Source organism: Pseudomonas sp. PICF141 (assembly GCF_002286815.1).
GTDB lineage: Bacteria > Pseudomonadota > Gammaproteobacteria > Pseudomonadales > Pseudomonadaceae > Aquipseudomonas.
Map to the genome: position 1 here is coordinate 55,885 of NZ_MUNM01000065.1, position 19,093 is coordinate 74,977.

The 19,093-nt window shown below is 60.4% G+C and carries 16 protein-coding genes; 5 read left to right on the forward strand and 11 right to left on the reverse strand.

The window, feature by feature from the left end; all coding sequences use genetic code 11:
* Positions 1 to 32: 32 nt before the first annotated feature.
* The gene (locus BZL43_RS18145; RefSeq protein ID WP_095633577.1) at positions 33 to 1,562 is read left to right on the forward strand and encodes an apoptosis inducing factor family protein; all 1,530 of its coding nucleotides are present in this window, start codon (positions 33 to 35) and stop codon (positions 1,560 to 1,562) included.
* A 163-nt stretch (positions 1,563 to 1,725) separates the two neighbouring features.
* Here BZL43_RS18145 and pgaD read toward each other — a convergent pair whose 3' ends face one another.
* The 6 genes from pgaD to BZL43_RS18175 form a co-directional block, all read right to left on the reverse strand.
* A complete protein-coding gene (gene pgaD, locus BZL43_RS18150; RefSeq protein ID WP_095633578.1) occupies positions 1,726 to 2,271 on the reverse strand; it encodes a poly-beta-1,6-N-acetyl-D-glucosamine biosynthesis protein PgaD in 546 nt (181 codons plus the stop codon).
* The gene (gene pgaC / locus BZL43_RS18155; RefSeq protein ID WP_095633579.1) at positions 2,249 to 3,604 is read right to left on the reverse strand and encodes a poly-beta-1,6-N-acetyl-D-glucosamine synthase; all 1,356 of its coding nucleotides are present in this window, start codon (positions 3,602 to 3,604) and stop codon (positions 2,249 to 2,251) included. Before pgaC ends, pgaD begins: the two co-directional genes overlap by 23 nt.
* 1 nt (position 3,605) lies before the next feature.
* Positions 3,606 to 5,603 carry a poly-beta-1,6-N-acetyl-D-glucosamine N-deacetylase PgaB gene (gene pgaB / locus BZL43_RS18160; RefSeq protein ID WP_095633580.1) on the reverse strand — a complete coding sequence of 666 codons (1,998 nt, stop codon included), beginning with the start codon at positions 5,601 to 5,603 and terminating at the stop codon, positions 3,606 to 3,608.
* 12 nt (positions 5,604 to 5,615) lie between these two features.
* Positions 5,616 to 8,096, reverse strand: coding sequence for a poly-beta-1,6 N-acetyl-D-glucosamine export porin PgaA (gene pgaA / locus BZL43_RS18165; RefSeq protein ID WP_095633581.1), 2,481 nt, complete (start codon positions 8,094 to 8,096; stop codon positions 5,616 to 5,618).
* A 283-nt stretch (positions 8,097 to 8,379) separates the two neighbouring features.
* The gene (locus BZL43_RS18170) at positions 8,380 to 9,891 is read right to left on the reverse strand and encodes a YdgA family protein (protein WP_095633582.1); all 1,512 of its coding nucleotides are present in this window, start codon (positions 9,889 to 9,891) and stop codon (positions 8,380 to 8,382) included.
* Between the two features lie 305 nt (positions 9,892 to 10,196).
* The gene (locus tag BZL43_RS18175; protein ID WP_095633583.1) at positions 10,197 to 10,832 is read right to left on the reverse strand and encodes an NADH:ubiquinone oxidoreductase subunit N; all 636 of its coding nucleotides are present in this window, start codon (positions 10,830 to 10,832) and stop codon (positions 10,197 to 10,199) included.
* A 232-nt stretch (positions 10,833 to 11,064) separates the two neighbouring features.
* Between BZL43_RS18175 and BZL43_RS18180 the strand changes: the two genes are divergently transcribed.
* Positions 11,065 to 11,343, forward strand: coding sequence for an antitoxin of toxin-antitoxin stability system (locus BZL43_RS18180; protein WP_095633584.1), 279 nt, complete (start codon positions 11,065 to 11,067; stop codon positions 11,341 to 11,343).
* Entirely contained in the window at positions 11,340 to 11,621 is a 282-nt protein-coding gene (locus BZL43_RS18185; RefSeq protein ID WP_095633585.1) for a type II toxin-antitoxin system RelE/ParE family toxin, read from the forward strand. Before BZL43_RS18180 ends, BZL43_RS18185 begins: the two co-directional genes overlap by 4 nt.
* A 3-nt stretch (positions 11,622 to 11,624) precedes the next feature.
* Here the strand turns inward: BZL43_RS18185 and BZL43_RS18190 are convergent, their stop codons facing one another.
* The gene (locus tag BZL43_RS18190) at positions 11,625 to 11,870 is read right to left on the reverse strand and encodes a DUF2789 domain-containing protein (RefSeq protein WP_095633586.1); all 246 of its coding nucleotides are present in this window, start codon (positions 11,868 to 11,870) and stop codon (positions 11,625 to 11,627) included.
* 135 nt (positions 11,871 to 12,005) lie between these two features.
* On the reverse strand, positions 12,006 to 12,473 hold the full coding sequence (locus tag BZL43_RS18195) for an aminoacyl-tRNA deacylase (RefSeq protein ID WP_095633587.1): 468 nt from the start codon (positions 12,471 to 12,473) through the stop codon (positions 12,006 to 12,008).
* 213 nt (positions 12,474 to 12,686) lie between these two features.
* On the opposite strand from BZL43_RS18195, the gene BZL43_RS18200 reads away from it, so the two are divergent.
* Both BZL43_RS18200 and BZL43_RS18205 read left to right on the forward strand, forming a co-directional pair.
* Entirely contained in the window at positions 12,687 to 13,235 is a 549-nt protein-coding gene (locus BZL43_RS18200; RefSeq protein ID WP_095633588.1) for an NfeD family protein, read from the forward strand.
* A gap of 2 nt (positions 13,236 to 13,237) precedes the next feature.
* A complete protein-coding gene (locus tag BZL43_RS18205; protein WP_095633589.1) occupies positions 13,238 to 13,996 on the forward strand; it encodes a slipin family protein in 759 nt (252 codons plus the stop codon).
* 85 nt (positions 13,997 to 14,081) lie between these two features.
* On the opposite strand, the gene cysC is transcribed toward BZL43_RS18205, so the two are convergent.
* The 3 genes from cysC to BZL43_RS18220 form a co-directional block, all read right to left on the reverse strand.
* Positions 14,082 to 14,687 (reverse strand): adenylyl-sulfate kinase, encoded by a 606-nt coding sequence (gene cysC / locus BZL43_RS18210; RefSeq protein ID WP_095633590.1) that lies wholly within the window; start codon positions 14,685 to 14,687, stop codon positions 14,082 to 14,084.
* The gene (locus tag BZL43_RS18215; protein ID WP_095633591.1) at positions 14,671 to 16,185 is read right to left on the reverse strand and encodes a TolC family protein; all 1,515 of its coding nucleotides are present in this window, start codon (positions 16,183 to 16,185) and stop codon (positions 14,671 to 14,673) included. Before BZL43_RS18215 ends, cysC begins: the two co-directional genes overlap by 17 nt.
* Before the next feature lie 39 nt (positions 16,186 to 16,224).
* A partial coding sequence (locus BZL43_RS18220) for an Ig-like domain-containing protein (protein ID WP_256582877.1) occupies positions 16,225 to 19,093 on the reverse strand: 2,869 nt, incomplete at its 5' end.

Consider the following 19,093-nt stretch of genomic DNA (forward strand, 5'->3'; position numbering starts at 1 on the left):
TCCTAAGTGAAACACTTGCCAGGAGATCGATCATGGCCCTGCATCGCGTTGCCCGTTTCGCCGATGTGCCCCAAGACCGTGGCCTTGAAGTCCGGATCGAGGACACGAAAATCGTCTTGCTGCGGGCCGGCGATCAATTGCGCGCCTATCAAGGCGAATGTCCCCACGCCGGGGCACCGCTGGCCGAGGGTGCGCTGTGTCACGGGCGGCTGATCTGCCCATGGCACAAGGCAGCCTATCGGCTCGAAGACGGCGCGTTGTGCGAGCCGCCGTCTCTGGACAGTCTGCGGCGTTACCCGCTTGAAGTGCGCGACGATGAGGTCTGGGTCGATGACCAGCCGATGCCCACCGCCAGCACCCCACCGGCGGACGATAAGCGGACGTTTGTGATCATCGGGGCCGGCGCTGCAGGTACAGCCTGTGCGGCGGCACTGCGGGAGAAAGGTTTCGGCGGCCGGGTGGTGTTGATCGACCGTGAGCCCGAGGCCGGGTATGACCGCACGGTATTGAGCAAATTCGTGATTGCCGGCGAGATGCCGCCCGACGAAGTGCCGCCCCTGCGCGATGAAAGTTTTTATCGCGAACAACGCATTGAACAGATAAACAGCGATGTGATGGGACTGGATGCAGCGAACCGGAGTCTGCGCCTGGCCGATGGTCAATCGTTGAGCTATGACGCCGCCGTGATCGCCACCGGCGGCGCCCCCAATCATCTTTCACTGCCTGGCGCTGATCTGCCGCAGGTATTTGTATTGCGTTCCAAAACGCAGGCGCAGCGGATTCTTTCAGCCGCCAAACCGGGTCAACGAGCAGTGATTGTCGGCGACAGTTTCATTGCTCTGGAGTCTGCCTCATCCCTGCGTGGATACGGCCTGGACGTCACCGTCCTGGCCCGCCATGCCATCCCTTTCGAGGCGCAGTTCGGCGATGCCGTCGGCAAAGCGATTCGTGCCCGGCACGAGGCCAATGGCGTGCGATTCCATACCGATGGCGAGGCTGCGCAGATCGAAGGCACAGGCAAAGTCGAAGCGGTGCTGCTGGACAACGGGCAGCGTTTGCCGGCGGACCTGGTGTTGGTCGGCATTGGCGTCACTCCGGCAACGGCCCCGTTCGCCGATCTGCCAAAAGAAAAAGACCAGTCATTGAAGGTCGATGGTGGAATGCGCGTGACCGACGGCCTCTGGGCTATCGGCGACATTGCAACCTTCCCGCTCAACGGCCAGCCCCAACGGATCGAGCACTGGCGCCTGGCCCAGCAACAGGCGCGAATTGCGGCGGCGAATATGCTCGGCGGCGATGAGCGCTACCTCGATGTACCGTATTTCTGGACCTGGCACTTCGGCAAAAACTACGACTACCTCGGACATGCCGAGGCGTGGGACGAGGTTGAGTTCAAGGGCGACCCTGACCATCCGCCGTTTATTGGTCTGTTCGGCAAGAACGGCGTGGTGGCGGCGGCCGTGGCCTGCGACCAGGAGAGGGCGATGGCAATGCTTGCCGAACGGATGAAACAACCGCTGTCGGTGGATGAGGCCTGGCGCCTGATCAGGGACGTTGGCTGACCGACATCTTCCACATCCCCCCGTAGGAGCTGCCGCAGGCTGCGATCTTTTGATCTTTGGTATATTCAAAACCGCTGAGAATCAAAAGATCGCAGCCTTCGGCAGCTCCTACATAGAGCCGGCCATGCAATGTAGTGAATGACACAACAGGAACATAGCAAGCTCAGACGTGGCTCAGCGGCTCGCGGTTGTCGTCATCCTCGGCTGGCAGGCAGATCACCAGCGCAGGCTCCAGCGGCGCCAGGGGCGGTGACAGCCGGGCCGGGTCAACCGGGATGAAGTGCGTAACGACGTGGCTGACATCGCCATCCTGATCGTTATGAATGGTCATCGAGCCTGGCGTGCGCAGTTTGGCCAATCGGTCGCCGGTCAGCTTGAAGCTTTTGCTGAGCCCCTGATCATCCACCACCGGCGCCGGCAAACGGCGCTGGGCAAAGCGCTTGCTTTTGCGCTGTTGATAACGCGCCCAGGTGATCAGTATCATCGCGTTCAACAACGCCACCCACAGGTAAATCTGCAACGTGCCGAGGGCGTCGAACAATGATGCATCGATGCGCGGGCCGGCACGGGTATCGATCAACGGCCACAAACCCTGCACCAGTAAATACAACAGCCCAATCCAGGCAAGCACGGTGAGAAAAACATCGATCATGACCAGAAAGGGTCGCTGCCGGGTTCTGATGATTTCATTGGATGACTTCCTCTTCATCGTCATTCAGCGGCTTGATGCCCCGGTCGGGGCTGACCCAACGCGCGCGCTTCTGATGTTGGCCGAACAGTACTTTGGGGAAACTGACCAGAGTGGTCAGCAGGCTGATCAACCAGAACACCAGCGGGTACCAGACCACCCAGAACATGGTCCTGCCGAGGCCTTTTTCATAACGGCGGTCGATCAGGAGGCTGACGGCGAATTGCATCAGGCAGACCACTGCCAGCAGCAGCCCGGTAAACGCCGGTGGCATCAGGTGATCGACGGCAATGGCGGGCGGCATCTCGATGAATTTGCCGACACCCCAGAAAATCACCGACAGCAGGAACGTGAACGCCCAACCGGTGGACAGGCAGTATTCGAACAGCAGCGGCCAAAGGTAACGATGGCGGTATTGCCAGATGCCACGGATGTTTTTGAACAGCACCTCGGCGCCGCCCTGGGCCCAGCGCAGACGCTGTTTCCACAGGCCACCGAGGGTTTCCGGCATGAGGATCCAGCACAACGCGCGGGGCTCGTAGAAGATGCTCCAGTGATCCAGTTGCAGCTTCCAGCTGATGTCGATGTCTTCGGTGATCATGTCCGGGCTCCAATAGCCGACCCGGTTCAGCGCCGTGCGACGGAAGGCGACGATCACCCCGGAGACGGTAAAGATCCGCCCGAACACCCGTTGGGTACGCTTGATCAGGCCGATGATCGACGAAAACTCGCCGACCTGCACGCGGCCGATCAAGGTCGAACGGGTGCGGATGCGCGGGTTGCCGGTGACGGCACCGAGTCGCGCATTGTCGAGCATCGGCGCCACCAGATACGCCGCAGTGTTCGGCGCCAGCAGCGCGTCACCGTCGATGCACACCAGATACTCGCTGCGCGCTGCAATGGCGCCCATGCGCAGGGCCACAGCCTTGCCCTGATTCTCCGCCAGGTGCAGCACCCGCAGGCGCGGATCCTGCACCGCCAGTGCATCGAGCACCGCGGCGGTGTTGTCTTTGGAGCCGTCGTTGATCGCGATCACTTCGATATTCGGGTAATGCTGGGCCAGCGCCGCATGGATGGTATCGGCCGCGTTATCACCTTCGTTGTAGCAAGGGATCAGGATCGAGATCAGCGGTTCGCCGGCCAGCACTGGCGGCAACGTAGTGTCCTGCCACGGCCAGTGCCGCTCCCAATGCAGCCAGAAATACAGGCCGCCGGCGATCCACAACCCCGACATGAACAGCGGATAGAAGAACACGAAGTCCATCAGGAATTGCCCGGTGAGCAGAAAGATCAGCCCCAGGGGAACCCCGAGGACAATCGCCAGAACCAGCAGGGCTAGAAGTCTGTCCAGCATATTAAGGATTCCACTTGTTGGAGAGCGCGGGCCGCACGGTTTTCAGCTCCGGCTGGTTCTCGAGGAAGTTGTCCGGGTAGTAGCCAAAACTGGTGGCGCCCTGACGCTTGAGGCGGCCCATCCACTCAGCCAACTGTTCGCCGTCGATGTCGGCGTCGGTGCTTTTCGTCCAGTCGCGGGCCTGCAATTCGAACACCGTGCGCTCGAGTGCGCCGGGGCGCGACTTGACCGTCGCCACCAGCGTTTCGAGCCAAGGGCCAGATTGCTGGCGGCTCTGTTTTTCCATGAGTGGCATGGCCATTGGCGCCGTCCAGTCGTAGGCGCTCAGGAAGTCATCGAGGTTCTGCGCGAACCAGGCTTCACTCTCGGGGTTGAGCATTGGCTCGGCGAAAATATTGCGCGCCGTTTTCACTTGCGGGCCACGAATGGCGCGGACTTTGGCGGTCAGTTCGTGAGTGAAATCGATCAGGTAGCGGCTCTTGAATCGCGTCCAGCGTTGCAGGCTGGCCGGGTCGTCACGCAGGGCGGCAATCGAACCCGGCAGACCGTTGGCGGCATAGACCTTCAGGGCTTCGGGGCCAGCGTCTTCGAAGTCCGACAACACCGCGTCATCGTGATAGAGGACGCCGTCGACCGACGTCATGCGCGCCATGTCTTCGTAGATTTCACCAATGATGCGCCGCACGTTCGGGTCGAAGGGCGACAAGCGCTTGTACTGGTCCGGATCGATCGAGGTGACGCCGGTTTTCGGGTCCCAGCGGGTAACTCGTGGCAGCTTCGAATCGAGGGCAAAACTCAGCACCGGCATCCAGGCATAGACTTTGACGTTAGCCCGAGTACGCAACTGCCAGGCCACGCGGTCGAAGATATCGGCCCGCATCGGCAGGTGCCGGTTGGGGAAATACAGCGAATGCACCAGGCCATCGCCGGCAGGGTCGGCGAAGGCTTGCAGGAACACCGTGTTGGCGCCCATGTCGGCCATGCGCTGGATCAGTTTGCCGAGGTTGATTTCCTGTTGGGCCGGGTCCGGGTCGTAGACGTTGTCCAGGTCCACATGCACCACGCGCATCGGCGATTCGGCCTGCACCGAAACGATGCTGTTGGCGAAGTGCTCACCATCCGGATCGGAGGCCACCAAAAAGCGCGGGCTGCTCATCAGGTTGTCGAGGGCATCGAGGCCGTCTTCCAGAGTCAGAGCCATCTGATAACCCTGCTCGTTGATCACTTGCAGCGAGGTGCCGTCCGCCGCGCCGTAGGGCCAGACCCAGACACGGGGCTTGTAGCCGGTGACCTTGCGAATCTTCTCCGAGATGGCCGCCACGTCGGCGCGCATCCGGGCCTGGAATTGGGCTTCGGTTTCATAGCGACCGCTAGCCGCGTCATAGCGCCGGGTCGCGGCCGCTGGTTGCAGGTTGCCTTGCGGGTTGGCCAACACGCCTTTGTGACTGGCGTCGGTGTGGGCGGCGATTTCCACCAGACCGGACCGGGAAATCTCGCGGATCTGCTCCCAGGTCAGGAAGTCCGAACGCTGCCGTGGTGTGCCGGCGAAATCCACTGGCTGATTCAGCGGCGTATCGATCCACACCCCCACCGGCGCCAGCAAGGCGGGCCAGTTATAGGCGCGCAGCACCGGCAACACGCGGGTGTAGAAGCTCGAATAGCCATCGTCGAAACTCAACACAATCGCCCGCGGCGGCAGCTCGGGGCCGCCGTTGCGCGCGGCCAGGATCTGGTCGATGGTGACCGGCTTGTAGTGGTTCTCCCGCAGCCACGCCAGTTGCTCGATCAGCCGTTCGGTGCGCACGGCCACCACCGCCTGATCGGGGTCACGGTCTTCGACGTCGTGGTAAGAAATCCCCAGTACGTGGTTTTTTGGCCAAGGCTTTTCATTGGCCGGCATCGGGCGTTCGGACGGTGGTGCGAAGGCCGGAGCTTGCTGGGCGCAGGCGCTGATCAACAGCGCTCCCAGCAAAAGGATGAAACGCGAAATAAAAGGCATCTTCAAACTCTTCTAGAAGCGGTAAGTGAGGTCGACGAGCAGGCGCAAATCGGTTTCGCGGTCGCCGTCATAAGGCCGGTTGATCACGCTCAGCAGGCCGCCCACCTCGAATACATCGTTCCAGCTGTAGCGCTGGCCGTAACCCAGCAGCCCGACGCCGCCAGTGCCGTGATCGCGCTGGCTATAGGTGCCCGCGCCGGCCTGGAACTGCTGGCTCCAGGAGGTTTCGTAACGGTGGTAGAGCACGTGATTGACGTTCACCGTCGGCAGCACGCTGAAGTCGGATTTGGGGTTGAAATACGGCACGTCGTCGGACTTGGAGTTACGGCTGGCGCCGACCTCCAGGCCGAGGTCGACTTGCAACCCCGGCGCGCGGTAAACACCCTCGCGACCGGTGAGCAAGGCTTCGACGCGGTTGTTGCCGTCGCTGAAATGCGAGGGGCTGACCGCCAGTCTCCACTCACGGCTCTCATTGGCGCGCCAATGGATGAAACCGCTGCCGCCGTTGGCGGTGATGTCGCTGTTCAAGGCTCGCAACGGCGTTTGCGCCGACAGGTATTCGAGGCTGCCGCCGTACTGCCAGTGATCGTCGATGTCTCGGGCAATCGCCAGGCGCGCGCCTTGTTTGTCACCGAAGCCGTAGGAATGGTTGGAGACTTCCGCTTCCAGGGTCATGTCACGGGTCCGGCGTTCGAGCCCGACGCGCTGAAAGCGATGGTGACCAGTGCCTTCCTGGAAGTCGCCGGTGGCGTAACCGGCACCGGCGAACACGCGCCAGTCTTCATCGATGGGCGGGCTGTACAGTGTGGTTTCGATGCCGAAATCGCGACTGCCGTTAACCGCCCCGGCGTCGTCGTTGCCTCCGCCATAACTCTTGCCGCCGTAGGCCTCCACACGCAGCTCGGCCATGTCATGGACCGCGCGCTGACGCTGTAAACGCTGGACCTGACGGTTATCAGGAAAACGCGTGACCACATCGTCAGTCAGCGCATCCAGCTGCCGCCATTCCTGCAGATCCATGGCGGTGTGACCTTGCGCAACTTCCAGCCCGATGTCCCGCGGCGCCATGCTCTCGGTTTCCTTGAGCTGATTTTCGGCGCGCCGTGGCCAGTCCCGGGCCAGGTATAGATCGGCCTGGGCCAGACGCAGGCCGAGGTTGCCTGGGGCCTGATTGACCAGCGTCTGCAAACGCTGCTCGCCCGACGGCAGATCAGCGCCGTAGGTACCCGCTTGGGCAGCGAGTTGCTGCGCGTCCATCCATTCATCATTGGGATTGCCCACCGGCAAGCCTTTGAGCTCGACCCGCGGCTTCTGTGTTTTCGCCAAGTCCTCGGCGACCTGACGTGCTTCATCGGCCTTATCGCTTTCGAGCAAGGCGTAATAGAGCGCGGTGCTGTCTTCCAGACGGTCGCCGACATCGGCATCCGGGGCGACCAGCACCTGACGGTACAGATCGGTGGCGATTTCTGGCTGACGCTGGTCCAGATAAGACGACGCCACCCAACGCAGGGCATAGGTCGGGATCTTCACGCCTGCGGCGAGCAACTTCTGGTATTCGGCGATCACATCGGCGGTGCGCGCGCGGGCCTTGAGGGCGCCCATGCGATCGATTCGCCAGCGGATGACGTCATCGTGGGCCTGAGGATCCGGTGTCCAGCTCGTCAGCAACTGGTCGTAATCGACCAGGGCCCGATCAGCGATCAGATAACGTTCTTTTTCGCTGCGGGTGGCCAGCTCGGCCAAACGCACGCGCTCTGCGGCCAAGTCACCTTCAAGGCGGCGCAACGTGACCGGATCCAGCAATCCCGGCCGCTGACGCGCCAGGCGCAAGGCCGGTTCCGGCAGGCGGGCGCGTTGCAGGGCAATCACGTATTCCCGAGCGACGTCGGGCTTGCTGCCGGCGCGGACGAAGGCCTGATCGTATTCAAACAGCGCGTCATAGGTGGCACCGGCGCGGGTCAAGGCGTAGGCCAGGGCCAAGCGGCGGGAAGGATCATCCGGTTTTGCCGCCACCATGGCCTTGGCGCGGGCAACCGCTTCGTCAGGCTTGCCGGCATCGGCTTGGGTCATCGCCAGCCCCAGCTGCAGATCGGCGTTTTTCGGATCAAGGGCCAGGGCCTTGTTGTACACCCGGGTCGCCGAATCCCAGCGCTTGAGGTTGCGATAGGCACGCGCGGTGGCGGTCAGGGCCTGAACCGGCAGCGCCCGATTGTGCCCCCGGGTTTCATAGACTTGGACCACTTCAGCGTCCAGGCCGGCCCAACTGGCGATCTGCAAGTGATCGCTGATCTGGCCGGTGGTGGCCTGATTGACCGGCACCTGGCGCAACACCGTCAGCGCAGGCGTGTGGTTGCCGGCTCGTGCATCGTGAACCATTTGGTCATACGGCGTATCGGCGAACGCCAGCACCGGCCATAACAATTGGCCGCACAGCGCAACGCGAAACAAGGGGCGCAAACCACGATGAATAAAGGGACCAGCAATACACGGCATTCGTCAGCATCCTTACATGGCCAGCCGGGTCGCAATGTCCCCTTCCCCTTCTGGCGGAAAGCCGGATCGAAAGACCCGGCCAGGCTTTATCGACGCAGTTTTGCATGCCAGCGAAGTCAACTATTCAGCGCGCAATAATTCTTCAGATTCGTGATGTTCGGGTCTTCTCCAATGCCACTCAGCCAAGTGCAAATCCATGTGGGAGCTCGGCTGACTCCAGACAGCAAAACGCCCGGCGTCTGCGTGTTGCAGAGGCCGGGCGTTGTGTTGAAGCCTGAAATTTTTACTGGATGGAGACGTTGCCGGTGCCGCCGAGCTTGCTCATCACAAAGCCGACAAACTCCTCGAGGGTCATTTTCTGGCCGTTGAAGTCCACCTGATTGTTGGCGTAGTGCAGCTTGGTGACAACGTTGTTACCGTCCAGCTTCGCCAGTTGCGTGCCCACCGCCATGCTGCTGAACATATCGGCGGTTGCGCTTGCCTGATCGGCAATCAGCTTGGCATCGGTCTGGCCGTCGATTTGCGATTGCACGGTAAGCACATCAACCAACATTGGCTTGGACACCAAAAGGTTGAAGTCCAGCAGCGCGATCAACTGCTTGATCAACTGGTCTGGCGGCAAGTCCATGGATTGCGGTTTGGTCAGGTCCAGCACCAGGTTGACCCGGCTTGCGCCATGGGTGGTGTTGAACGACAGGTTTTCCAGAGCCACCTGGGGACCTGCGGCCAGCAGTTTCTCCAGGCTGGTCTTGACCTGTTCCTCTTCGGCCGGGGTCAGGTTCAGCTCCGGCGCCGGTAGACCGGCGGCAGCGGCTTCAGTGGCGGCCTTTTCGTAAGGTTGCAATTTGGTCTGGTAGATCTGCATCAGCGACATCGTTGACGGGATGTCGAGGTTTTTCAGGCTCATGGCCATTTGCGCAGAGCCGATCACCTTGCCGTTCAAGGACATTTCACCGACCTTGTAATCGGCACGCCCCGAAGCGTTGGTGCCCGATTCCTCGGTCTTGTTCTTCATTTCAAAGTTCTTGACGCCGAATACCGACTGCTTGGCGCCGAAGGTGGTCTTGCTGTGGGTCAGCCCGACGGTGTTTTCGCCGGTGTAATAGCCGTACGTGCTTTTGTTCAGGTTACTGGCCACGGTCAAGCCGTTGAGCTCGACCTGCACCGGGGTCTGATCTTCAGCCACGGTGGTCAGCTTCAGGCTGTCCATATATCCGTCGGCCTTGACCTTTTGCGCCTGGGCACTGGCGTCTACGTCGATTTTCATACCGGAAAAGGTCAGACTGGATTTGTCATCCAGCGCGGTTTCCAGCGGCACAAACTCGAGGGTGCCCTTGGTGGAATTGTCGTAGCCAATGTTAACCACGCCTTTGACCGGGGATTTGTCCTTGGCGGCGGCGAACCACTTTTCGGTCAGCGGGGTCTTTTCCAGTTCGTAGTGACTGGTCGCCAGGACCGGCAACCACTTCAGCGACACCAGGCGCGAGAACGGCAGTGGACCGTGTTCGATGCGATCGACGAACAGCAACTCGACCGGCGTTTCACCAAACATCTCGCCTTCGCCCTTGAGGCGATAGTGCGCGGTACTGCTGAACACATGGCGGTCCAGCGACACCAGTTCCAGAGACGCCGTGCCGTTGGAACCCGCCAGCGCGGCTTGCAGTTCTTTGTTGGCGTCGGTGATCGAAGTGTTCAGTACCCCATCGAGCTTGCTGCCGGTGTACCACGCACCGCCGGCACTGATTGCACCGATGGCCACGACAATTCCTAGAAGCACGCCTGCTGATTTATTCATGAAGTACCCGTCAATGTCCGTTGTTGAAAGTGTGGTCGTCTTCCCTGAACCCATGGGGGTTGCGGTCACGACTGCGCTGAAAGTGGGATGGAGATTAGCATTTGCGCCGCAAAGCGGCCCAATGATTAAAGGTGAAAGAATGTCTATGAACCGCGCAGGGGGCGAGAGTTTTGGTGGTCATGAGATCGCCATCGCGGGCAAGCCTCGCTCCTACAGGATTTGTGTCGTGCGCAAATTTCGCAAAGGACACAAATCCTGTAGGAGCGAGGCTTGCCCGCGAAGGCGTCAGTCCAGCCAATATCAACTCAGGAATATTGAACCTCAATCTCATCCAATTGATGATCAAAGCTCTTGAGCCGCGCCGTCCACGTATACACCAGCACTTCAAAATCCCGATTGATCACCGCCCCGCCGGTCACTTCCGCGCGCGGGTCGCAGAAATCCAGCTGATAGCGTTCACGGGCCATGGCGTTGGCGACATCGGACAGCTCGCGCGCATTGTTGAGCCAGTGCCACCCTTCATCGGCCACTTGCTTGTCCAGCGCCAGGCACTGTTTTTTCAAGGTTTCGAGGCTTTTTTCCAGCGGCGTGCCAGTGAGTTCGCCCATGACTTCCTGGAACGTGCGCCCCGGTTGCCAGTAACTGCCCCAGAAATACCGGTCGAACACCGTTTCGACACGACGCAAAGCCACCTTGGTGTCCCAGATCAGCACCAAGGTCTTGCCTTGTTCGAGTTGCCGTTTCTTGATGCGCTGGTTCTGCAATGAAGCCCAGGCGACCACCACGATAGCCATCACGGCGATCAACGCCGCCGCGCTGTCGAGGAATATCAGCGCCGTGTCGAGCTCGTGAGCCAGCATGACGCCGTAGAAATAGGTGGCCGACAGCAAAACCAATGCCGCAATGGCGCACCAGAAGCCGGGAGCGTAAGGGTTTTTCATTATTAGATCCCCATGATCAACGCAAGCCTTGATCGACGGGTTCGCCGCGCGCCCCCATCAAGTCAAAGCATAGCAATGGCCTCAGGGTTTGCCGGAGTGGGACCCTTGCGTTCGTCCGCTTTCCGGGCCGCAATGCAAGGAACGTCCGTCTGTCGTGACGTGTACAAGCTTGACCCAAGGAATGTAGTGAAGATGTATATACTTCGTCAGTACATATTCCGAGGACTTGGACATGTCAAAACAAGCCGTTTTTACGATGAAACTCGAACCCGAATTGCGTGAACAGTTCATGGCCGAAGCAGAAGCTTCTCATCGTCCTGCCTCTCAAATCGTCAGGGAAATGATGCGTCAATTCGTTCAAACCCAACGCGAATCGCGCGAGTACGAAGCATTCCTGCAGCGTAAGGTCGACAAGGCCCGAGTGTCCATGCACGCTGGGGATGGCCTGAGCAATGAAGAAGTTGAAGCAGAATTCACTGCCAGGCGAATGCGAGCAGCCATACAAGAATGAAGATAGTCTGGACGCCAATAGCAGCACAGGATCGTGCAGACATTTGGGATTACCTGCATGCCGTCAACCCGCAAGCCGCCATCGACATGGATAACCGCTTCAAGGACGCGATATCCCGCCTTGCCCAATACCCAGAAAGCGGCCCTGTCGGAATCATTGCAGGTACCCGCGAGTTAATTCCACATCAGAGCTATCGCGTCATTTATGAACTAGGGCCAGACGCGATCTGGATACTCGCTCTAGCGCACACGTCCCGACAGTGGCCACCAGAAAGATGATTGTTATACCCCCCGCCCCTTCCTCAGCAGCACATCCAGCTGATCCACCACCTCTGCCCAATCCGCATCATCCAGAATTTCCTCACGCAGCAGCTCTGCCTGGCTCTCATTCCAGAAGAACGCGTCCGCAAGGTGCAGTTCGGGTTTGAGCGGTGAATGGGTAGCGATGAATTTATCGATGCTTTCGGCGTCATCCGGCAGGCCGAGTTGTTTGAACAGCGCTGGGAGGGTGTGGGTTGGGGATTCCATATCGGGCTCCTTCGTGATCGCGTATTTGGATGGGGACCGCGGTGCGGCTATTCGCGGGCAAGCCCGCTCCCACAGGGTTTTCGCAAGTCCTGTGGGAGCGAGGCTTGCCCGCGATGACGGCAGTCGGGTCGACTGTTATGCCGACTGGCTCAACTCGCACACCTTGGCATGGGGCACCATTTTCAGAAATTCCGGCACGCTCATGTGGACCAGATTGCTGTGGTTGCCGGCTTCCAGGTAGATGTCTTTCTGCCGGGTCAGCAGTGGGTCGATGACCATGTCCATTCCGTAGGATTCGCCCAATGCAGGCACGGCACCGCGTTCGCAATCGTCGAACAGGTGCGGCAGGTTGCTTTCACGGGTGACTTGCCATTCGCCGCTGCCGCGCACTTTGCTCAAGTCCAGGTGACAGCTGGCGGGGAGTACGGCCATCAAATAGTGGCCATGGTTGTCGTCAAGAATCACCGATTTGGCGACCCGTTCGGCAGGAATGCCCGCCAGCCGAGCCGTTTCAAGGCTGCTGGCCGAGTGCGGGTGAGAAACGATGTCATATTCGCAGTGAGCCTTGTCCAGGCAGTTCTGCACGGTTTTTGCCATACGCATGATGCACCTCGGTGTCCGCAGCAACGAATCACGGACGGTGGTTAACTTTTTTGTCTCCATTAAAAGTCTAGGCCCGCCGAGGGGTTCCGATGGGAAATCCGCCCGTCGGACGCTTTCGACAACGGGTCAGGATTCATACAAATGCGTGCTCAACTAGACTTGTATACAGAGTCATAAATGACTCGTGGACGGATGACTCTCCCGGAGGGTCAAGTGAACAGGCGTTGCTGTGCAATGACGCCGCTGCTGGCCCTGAGCGGACCGGTTTTCGCGGCGGACACGCTTATTGTGCTGGTCCCCGATCCCCTCGGGCTCTGGCTGATCACGTTCGGCATTGCGTTTCTGATCGCCGAGGCGGCCTTGCCCAATTACGGCGTGGTCGGCCTGGGTGGCCTTGTGATGTTCGTGATGGGGGCGGTGATTCTGACGAACACCGAAGTCCCCGTTCCGTTGATGATCGGCTTGGGACTGATCAGCGCACTGCTGCTGATTTTCCTGGTAATCCGCGCCTTGAAAACCCGACCGCGCCGCAACGTCAGCGGTGACGCCGAAATACTGGGCGCCGTGACGCCGATAACGTCGTTGCAGGCCGGTAATGCCTATATCGGCTGGGTACACCTGCAAGGCGAGCAATGGCAAGTCATGAGCGCAACACCGCTTCAACCAGGCCAACAGGTTCGGGTAGTGGCACGCAAGGGTCTACTGCTGGAAGTGGCCGCGGCTGACGCGGTGCCCGCAATGAATAATGATGGCGGAGAATAGTCATGGGCCTGCAACTGGGTTTTGCCACGCTGCTGTTATTGCTGATTGCACTGGCGGGGTCGACCTTCCGCATCCTGCGCGAATATGAACGCGGCGTGGTGTTCCAGCTCGGGCGCTTCTGGCAGGTCAAGGGCCCCGGCCTGATCCTGCTGATTCCGGTGGTTCAGCAAATGGTGCGTGTCGACCTGCGCACCGTGGTGCTCGATGTGCCGGCCCAAGATGTGATTACCCGCGACAACGTCTCGGTCAAGGTCAACGCGGTGCTGTATTTTCGCGTGCTCGATCCGCAAAGGGCGATCATTCAGGTTGAAGACTTTCTCATGGCCACCAGCCAACTGGCCCAGACCACATTGCGGGCAGTGCTCGGTAAACATGAACTCGATGAATTGCTGGCTGAACGGGAACGGCTGAACGTCGACATACAGCAAGTGCTCGACGCGCAAACCGATGCCTGGGGCATCAAGGTGGCCAACGTCGAGATCAAGCACGTGGACCTCAATGAATCGATGATTCGCGCCATCGCCAAGCAGGCTGAGGCCGAACGGGAACGTCGGGCCAAGGTAATCCACGCCGAAGGCGAATTGCAGGCCTCGGAAAAACTCATGCAGGCCGCCGAAATGCTCGGCCGTCAGCCGGGGGCCATGCAACTGCGTTACATGCAGACGCTGAGTTCGATTGCCGGCGACAAGAGTTCAACCATCGTTTTTCCGCTGCCGATCGAGTTCCTCAAGGGGATGGCGGATTTGTCGTCGAAGCCTTGAGGAATAATCTCCGAGCGCCAAAAGATCGCAGCCTTCGGCAGCTCCTACAGGTGTACGCCGGGCCATTGTAGATACCGCGCCCGACTCATCGTTTCGGCAGCACCGCGCATTCACCAAGCCAGGTCAGCAAACGATCAAGACAGGCCTCGATCGACTGCGCACCGGTGTCGAGCACCAGCGACGCGCATGGCGGTGGTTCGTAAGGCGCGGAAATACCGGTGAAACCCGCCAACTCACCCCGTCGAGCCTTGGCGTAATGACCTTTGGGGTCACGCTGCTCACACACCGCCAACGAGGCGCTGCACCAGACTTCACGGTAATCCTCACCCAACCGTCGGGCGAACACTTCACGCAATTCCATCAAAGGCGCGATCATCGCGAGGATGACAATTTGCCCGTTCTCGACCAACAGTGCCGCGAGCTCACTGGCGCGGCGAATGTTTTCCAGGCGATCACTGTCGGTAAACCCCAAATCGCGATTGAGCCCGACACGCAGTCCGTCGCCATCGAGCACCACACTCTGCACGCCGTGCTCGAACAACTCGGCGTGCAGTGCCTGGGCCAATGTCGACTTGCCCGCGGCCGGCAAACCGGTCAGCAACATTGCCGTGCCCCGATGGCCGTTGCGGGTCTCCCTTTGGGCGCGGCTGATGCTCGCCATCGGCGCCAGCAGATTATTGGACCGGGGCATGGACCACCGGCACTGAGATGTTGCCCGCCGCCCACGCCTCTTCACGATTGGCCAGGGCCGTGGCGATGGACTGGACTTCGGTCGATTGCACTTCGTCCGGCAGCGGATCGAGACCGGCGCTGGCGAAGATCTGCCCGTAAGCGTTGCGCAGGTCGGCGTAAGACAGGTCGCGTCGCAGGTCCGCCTGCAAGGTGTTCAGCTCGCCCTGGATCAGGTCCAGTTCGCCCAGCCCCGCCGCCTGATGACGATTGCGCAATTGGCCGACGATTTGCCCATCGATGTCTGACAGTTGTTGATTGGTCTTGAACTGCCGCATCGCTTCGCGATAGTTGGCGTTGGCCACGTAAAGCTGCGCCAGGATGGCAATCGACATCGCCTGCCTGCGCGCCGCGGCGACTTCTTCACCGGCCTTGGCAACGTCAATCGCGGCGGGCGCGGAAATGACATTGAACAGGTTCCAGGTGACTTTCACCCCATAATCCGCCCAGCCCTGCTCCACCAAAAACGAGTTGCTGTCGTAATGCCCGCCTGCGGCAAACTCCAGCCCCGGCAGCAGACGCAGCATGGCTTTGCGGGTTTCGGCGGCGCTGATGCGGGTCTGGTAATCCTGCTCGCGCAACTCCGGCCGACTGGTGAGGGCTTCCTGTTCCAGGCTGGCGAGGTCGACCTTGAGTTCCGGGATGACGTAATCGTCCTGGGTCGCCAGCGTCAGATGGGTGCTCAGCGGCAGGTTGATCAAGGTCGCCAGTTCGGTTTTCGCCAGCGACAGTGCGCGGCGTTGTTCTTCCAGTTGGCGGGTGGCTTCGATCAACGAGCGTTGATAGCCCAATGCCTGAATCGGATCGCCGATACGCTGCTCGCTCATGCTCTGGCTATTGGTGCGAGCGGTTTCGACCCGGGCCATGAGGCTGTCGATCTGTTTGAGCAAACGTTCGGCGGCCATGGCTCGCCAATAGGCCGAGCGCACATCCTGCACGATGGTGTTGATGACCTTGCGCCGACGCTCCTGGACGATCAGTCGCTGGTCGCCCTGTTGCTTGGCGCTGATGTAGCTGACACCAAAGTCGAGCACGTTCCAGACCATGGTCAGGTCTGCCACTTCACGGTCGCGGTCCTGGGAGGTCGACGGTTCCAGGGACTGGGCCCCGGTCTCGACGCTCTGGCTGCTGGAAGCGCTGACGTTGTTGCGCCCCACGTAACCGGCGTCCAGCGCCATGCGTGGCAGCATGTCGAAACTGGCGAGGTCGAGTTGGCGCTTGGCCAGGGCCTCTTCCATGATCTTGAGCCGGCCTTCGAGGTTGTATTTCACCGCACGGGCCATGGCCTGATGCAGGGTCAGCGGGCCACTGAGGGGCTCCTGTCCCTTGTACATGTTTTGCAGATCGCTTTTGGCGCGCTGTTGGCTGACGCTGCGTTCGATCGGTTCACTGGTCACTGCACAACCGCTGATCGCCAGCGCCAGCAGGCTGGCGCCGAATAACTTCTGACTTCTCTTCATCCTTGGAGCCCCCGGGTGCCGCCTTGCTTTATGGTTTCTTCAGGCCTGCATTTCACTGATGCCGACCTGTTGCAAAGCCGCGGCCAGGCTTTCGACCTGCCGCTGCTCGGTGTCTTTGATTTGTTGCAATTGCTGGCCAAGACTCGGTGCGCCAAACACGCCGCGCAGTCCTTGGGAAACATCTCCCATCCTGATTGAGTTATTGCCGAAGGCATTCAGCGAGTCCCCCTCGCTGACCGTGTCCTGATTGAACAGACTCGACAGCGTGCTGCTGCCAAAAACCCCGCCATCGCCGCCGCCAAAACCGAGGAAGCCGTGACCTGAGCCATCGCCACCGTTTTCACTGCTGCTGAATACCTGGGCGATAAAGCTGGGCGTCAGCGCCCCATGGCTCATGAAAATATCGCCCAAAGGCCGAATGCCGTTGCCGATCACTCGCTGTTCAAACAGCGGGGTAAAGGTCAGTGGCGAGCCGAGATCGCCAGTGGGTGGCGTAAAGATGATCGGCTGTAATGGCACGTTGGGCAGATCGGGCACGCTGACAGGAACCGTGACCCGGAACTCGGGTTCCGGCGGCACCACGACAATCGGCGATGACGGTGCAACGACTGTATTGATCGCATAGCTGTTCGACAGGCTGACACCGCTGCCCGTGTTGCCTGCTGAATCGCTGACGCCAGCGACGCTCAGGCTGATCGCATTGTTGCCACTGCTGACGTTAGCGTTCGGCGTCAGGGTCGCAGTCCAGGTTCTACCGCCATCGCTGCTGCTCAAACTGGACAAGCTGCCGTTCGCCACGCTGATGTCGGACAGGTCAAAGCCACTCACTGCTTCGTTGAAGGTGAAGGTCACCAATGAGGTCTGGCCCACGCCCAGGTTCGGGTTGGCAACCACCACCGTGGCCGTCGGCCGTTCGCCGTCGATGGCGTAGTTGTTGGAAACCGCGACGCTGGCGCCGATGTTGCCCGCCAGGTCCGTCACGTTGCTGGTGTCCAACGCAATGAAATTGCTCGGGTCGGTGAGGCTCGCGGTGGGTGTGAACGTTCCGGTCCAGGTCTTGCCGCCATCGCTGCTGGCCAGATTGGTCAGCTCGCCGTTAGTGACGCTCAAGTCCGACAAATCGAAGTCGCTGACCGCCTCGCTGAACGTGAAGGTCACCAGTGTCGTCTGGCCGATGCCCAGGTTCGGGTTGGCAACCACGATGGTGACGGTCGGGCGAGTCGCATCGAGTGCGTAGTTGTTGGAAATGGCGATGCTGGCGCCGGCATTACCCGCCGCGTCGAGCACATTGCCGGTGTCGAGCAGGATCAGGTTGGTCGCATCGTCAAGGCTCGCGGTCGGTGTGAGTGTGGCGGTCCAGGTCACACCGCCGTCGCTACTGGCCAGGTTGGACAGCACGCCATTGGCCACGCTGAGGTCCGCCAGATCGAATCCGGACACCGCTTCACTGAAGGTAATGGTCACCGTGGTGGTTTCACCAATGCCCAGTTTATTGTCCGCCACCACAATGGTCGCGGTCGGGCGAACGGTATCAATCGCATAGTTGTTGGAATCGGTCACGCCGACGCCGCTATTGCCCGATACGTTGGTCACACCGCTGTTGTTCAGGCTGATCAGGTTGGTGGTATCCGTCACGCTGACCGCAGGTGTGAAGGTCGCGGTCCAGGTCACGCCACCATCGATGGACGAAACGTTGCTGAGGGTGCCGTTGGCTACCGTCAGGTCGGCGTTGTCAAAACCACTGACCGCCGAGCTGAACGTGATGGTGACCAACGAGGTTTCACCGACCTTCAGCGCGTTGTCGGCAACCACGATGGTGGCGGTCGGCACTTCGGTTTCCACCACATAATTGGCGGAGTTGGTGGTGCCTGATCCGGCATTGCCGGCCAGGTCCGAGAGGCCGCTGTTGCTCAGGGTGATGAGGTTGCTGGTGTCGGTAATCCCGGCGGTCGGAGTGAAGGTCCCGGTCCAGGTGATGCCGCCGTCGCTGCTGCTCACCGCGCTCAACGTACCATTGGCGACGCTCAGGTCGGCGTTGTCGAAACCCGTTACCGCTTCGCTGAAGGTGATGGTCACCAGCGCGGTTTCGCCCGGTTTCAGGGTCGTGTCGCTCAGCACGATAGTGGCGGTCGGGCGTTGGCTGTCGATGGCGTAGTTATTCGAATCGGTGGTACCGGTCCCCGTGTTGCCTGCCCCGTCGATCACTGCAGTGTTGTCCAGGGTAATCAGGTTGGTCGTGTCGGTGATGCTCGCCGTCGGCGTCAGGGTGGCGGTATAGGTGATGTTATCGCTGGTGCTCAGATTGCTCAGGGTACCGTTGCTCACGGTCAGGTCAGCCGTGGTAAATCCGGTCACCGCCTCGGAAAACGTGATGGTCACCACCGAGGTTTGCCCCACCGCCAGCGCCGCGTCCGCGACCACGATGGTGGCCGTCGGGCGCACGGTGTCGATGGCGTAGTTGTTGGAATCGGTGGTGCCGCTACCGGCATTGCCCGAGCCGTTTTGTACACCGCTGTTATCCAGGGTGATGACGTTGCTGGTGTCGGTGATGGCATTGGTCGGTGTGAAGGTTGCGGTCCAGGTGACGCCGCCGTCACTGCTGCTGACGGCGCTCAAGGTGCCATTGGCGATGGTCAGGTCAGCGTTGGTGAAACCACTGACCGCTTCGCTGAAAGTGATGGTCACCAGCGAGGTTTCACCGACGCTCAGCGCAGTGTCGGCGACAACGATAGTGGCTGTCGGCAGCACCGTATCGAGGGTGTAATTGCCGGAGTTGGTGGTGCCGCTGCCGGTGTTGCCGGCCAGATCAGCCACACCGGTATTGTTCAGGGTGATGACGTTGCTCGGGTCATTCACGCCGACGGTTGGCGTGAAGGTCGCGGTCCAGGTGATGCCGCCGTCGCTGCTG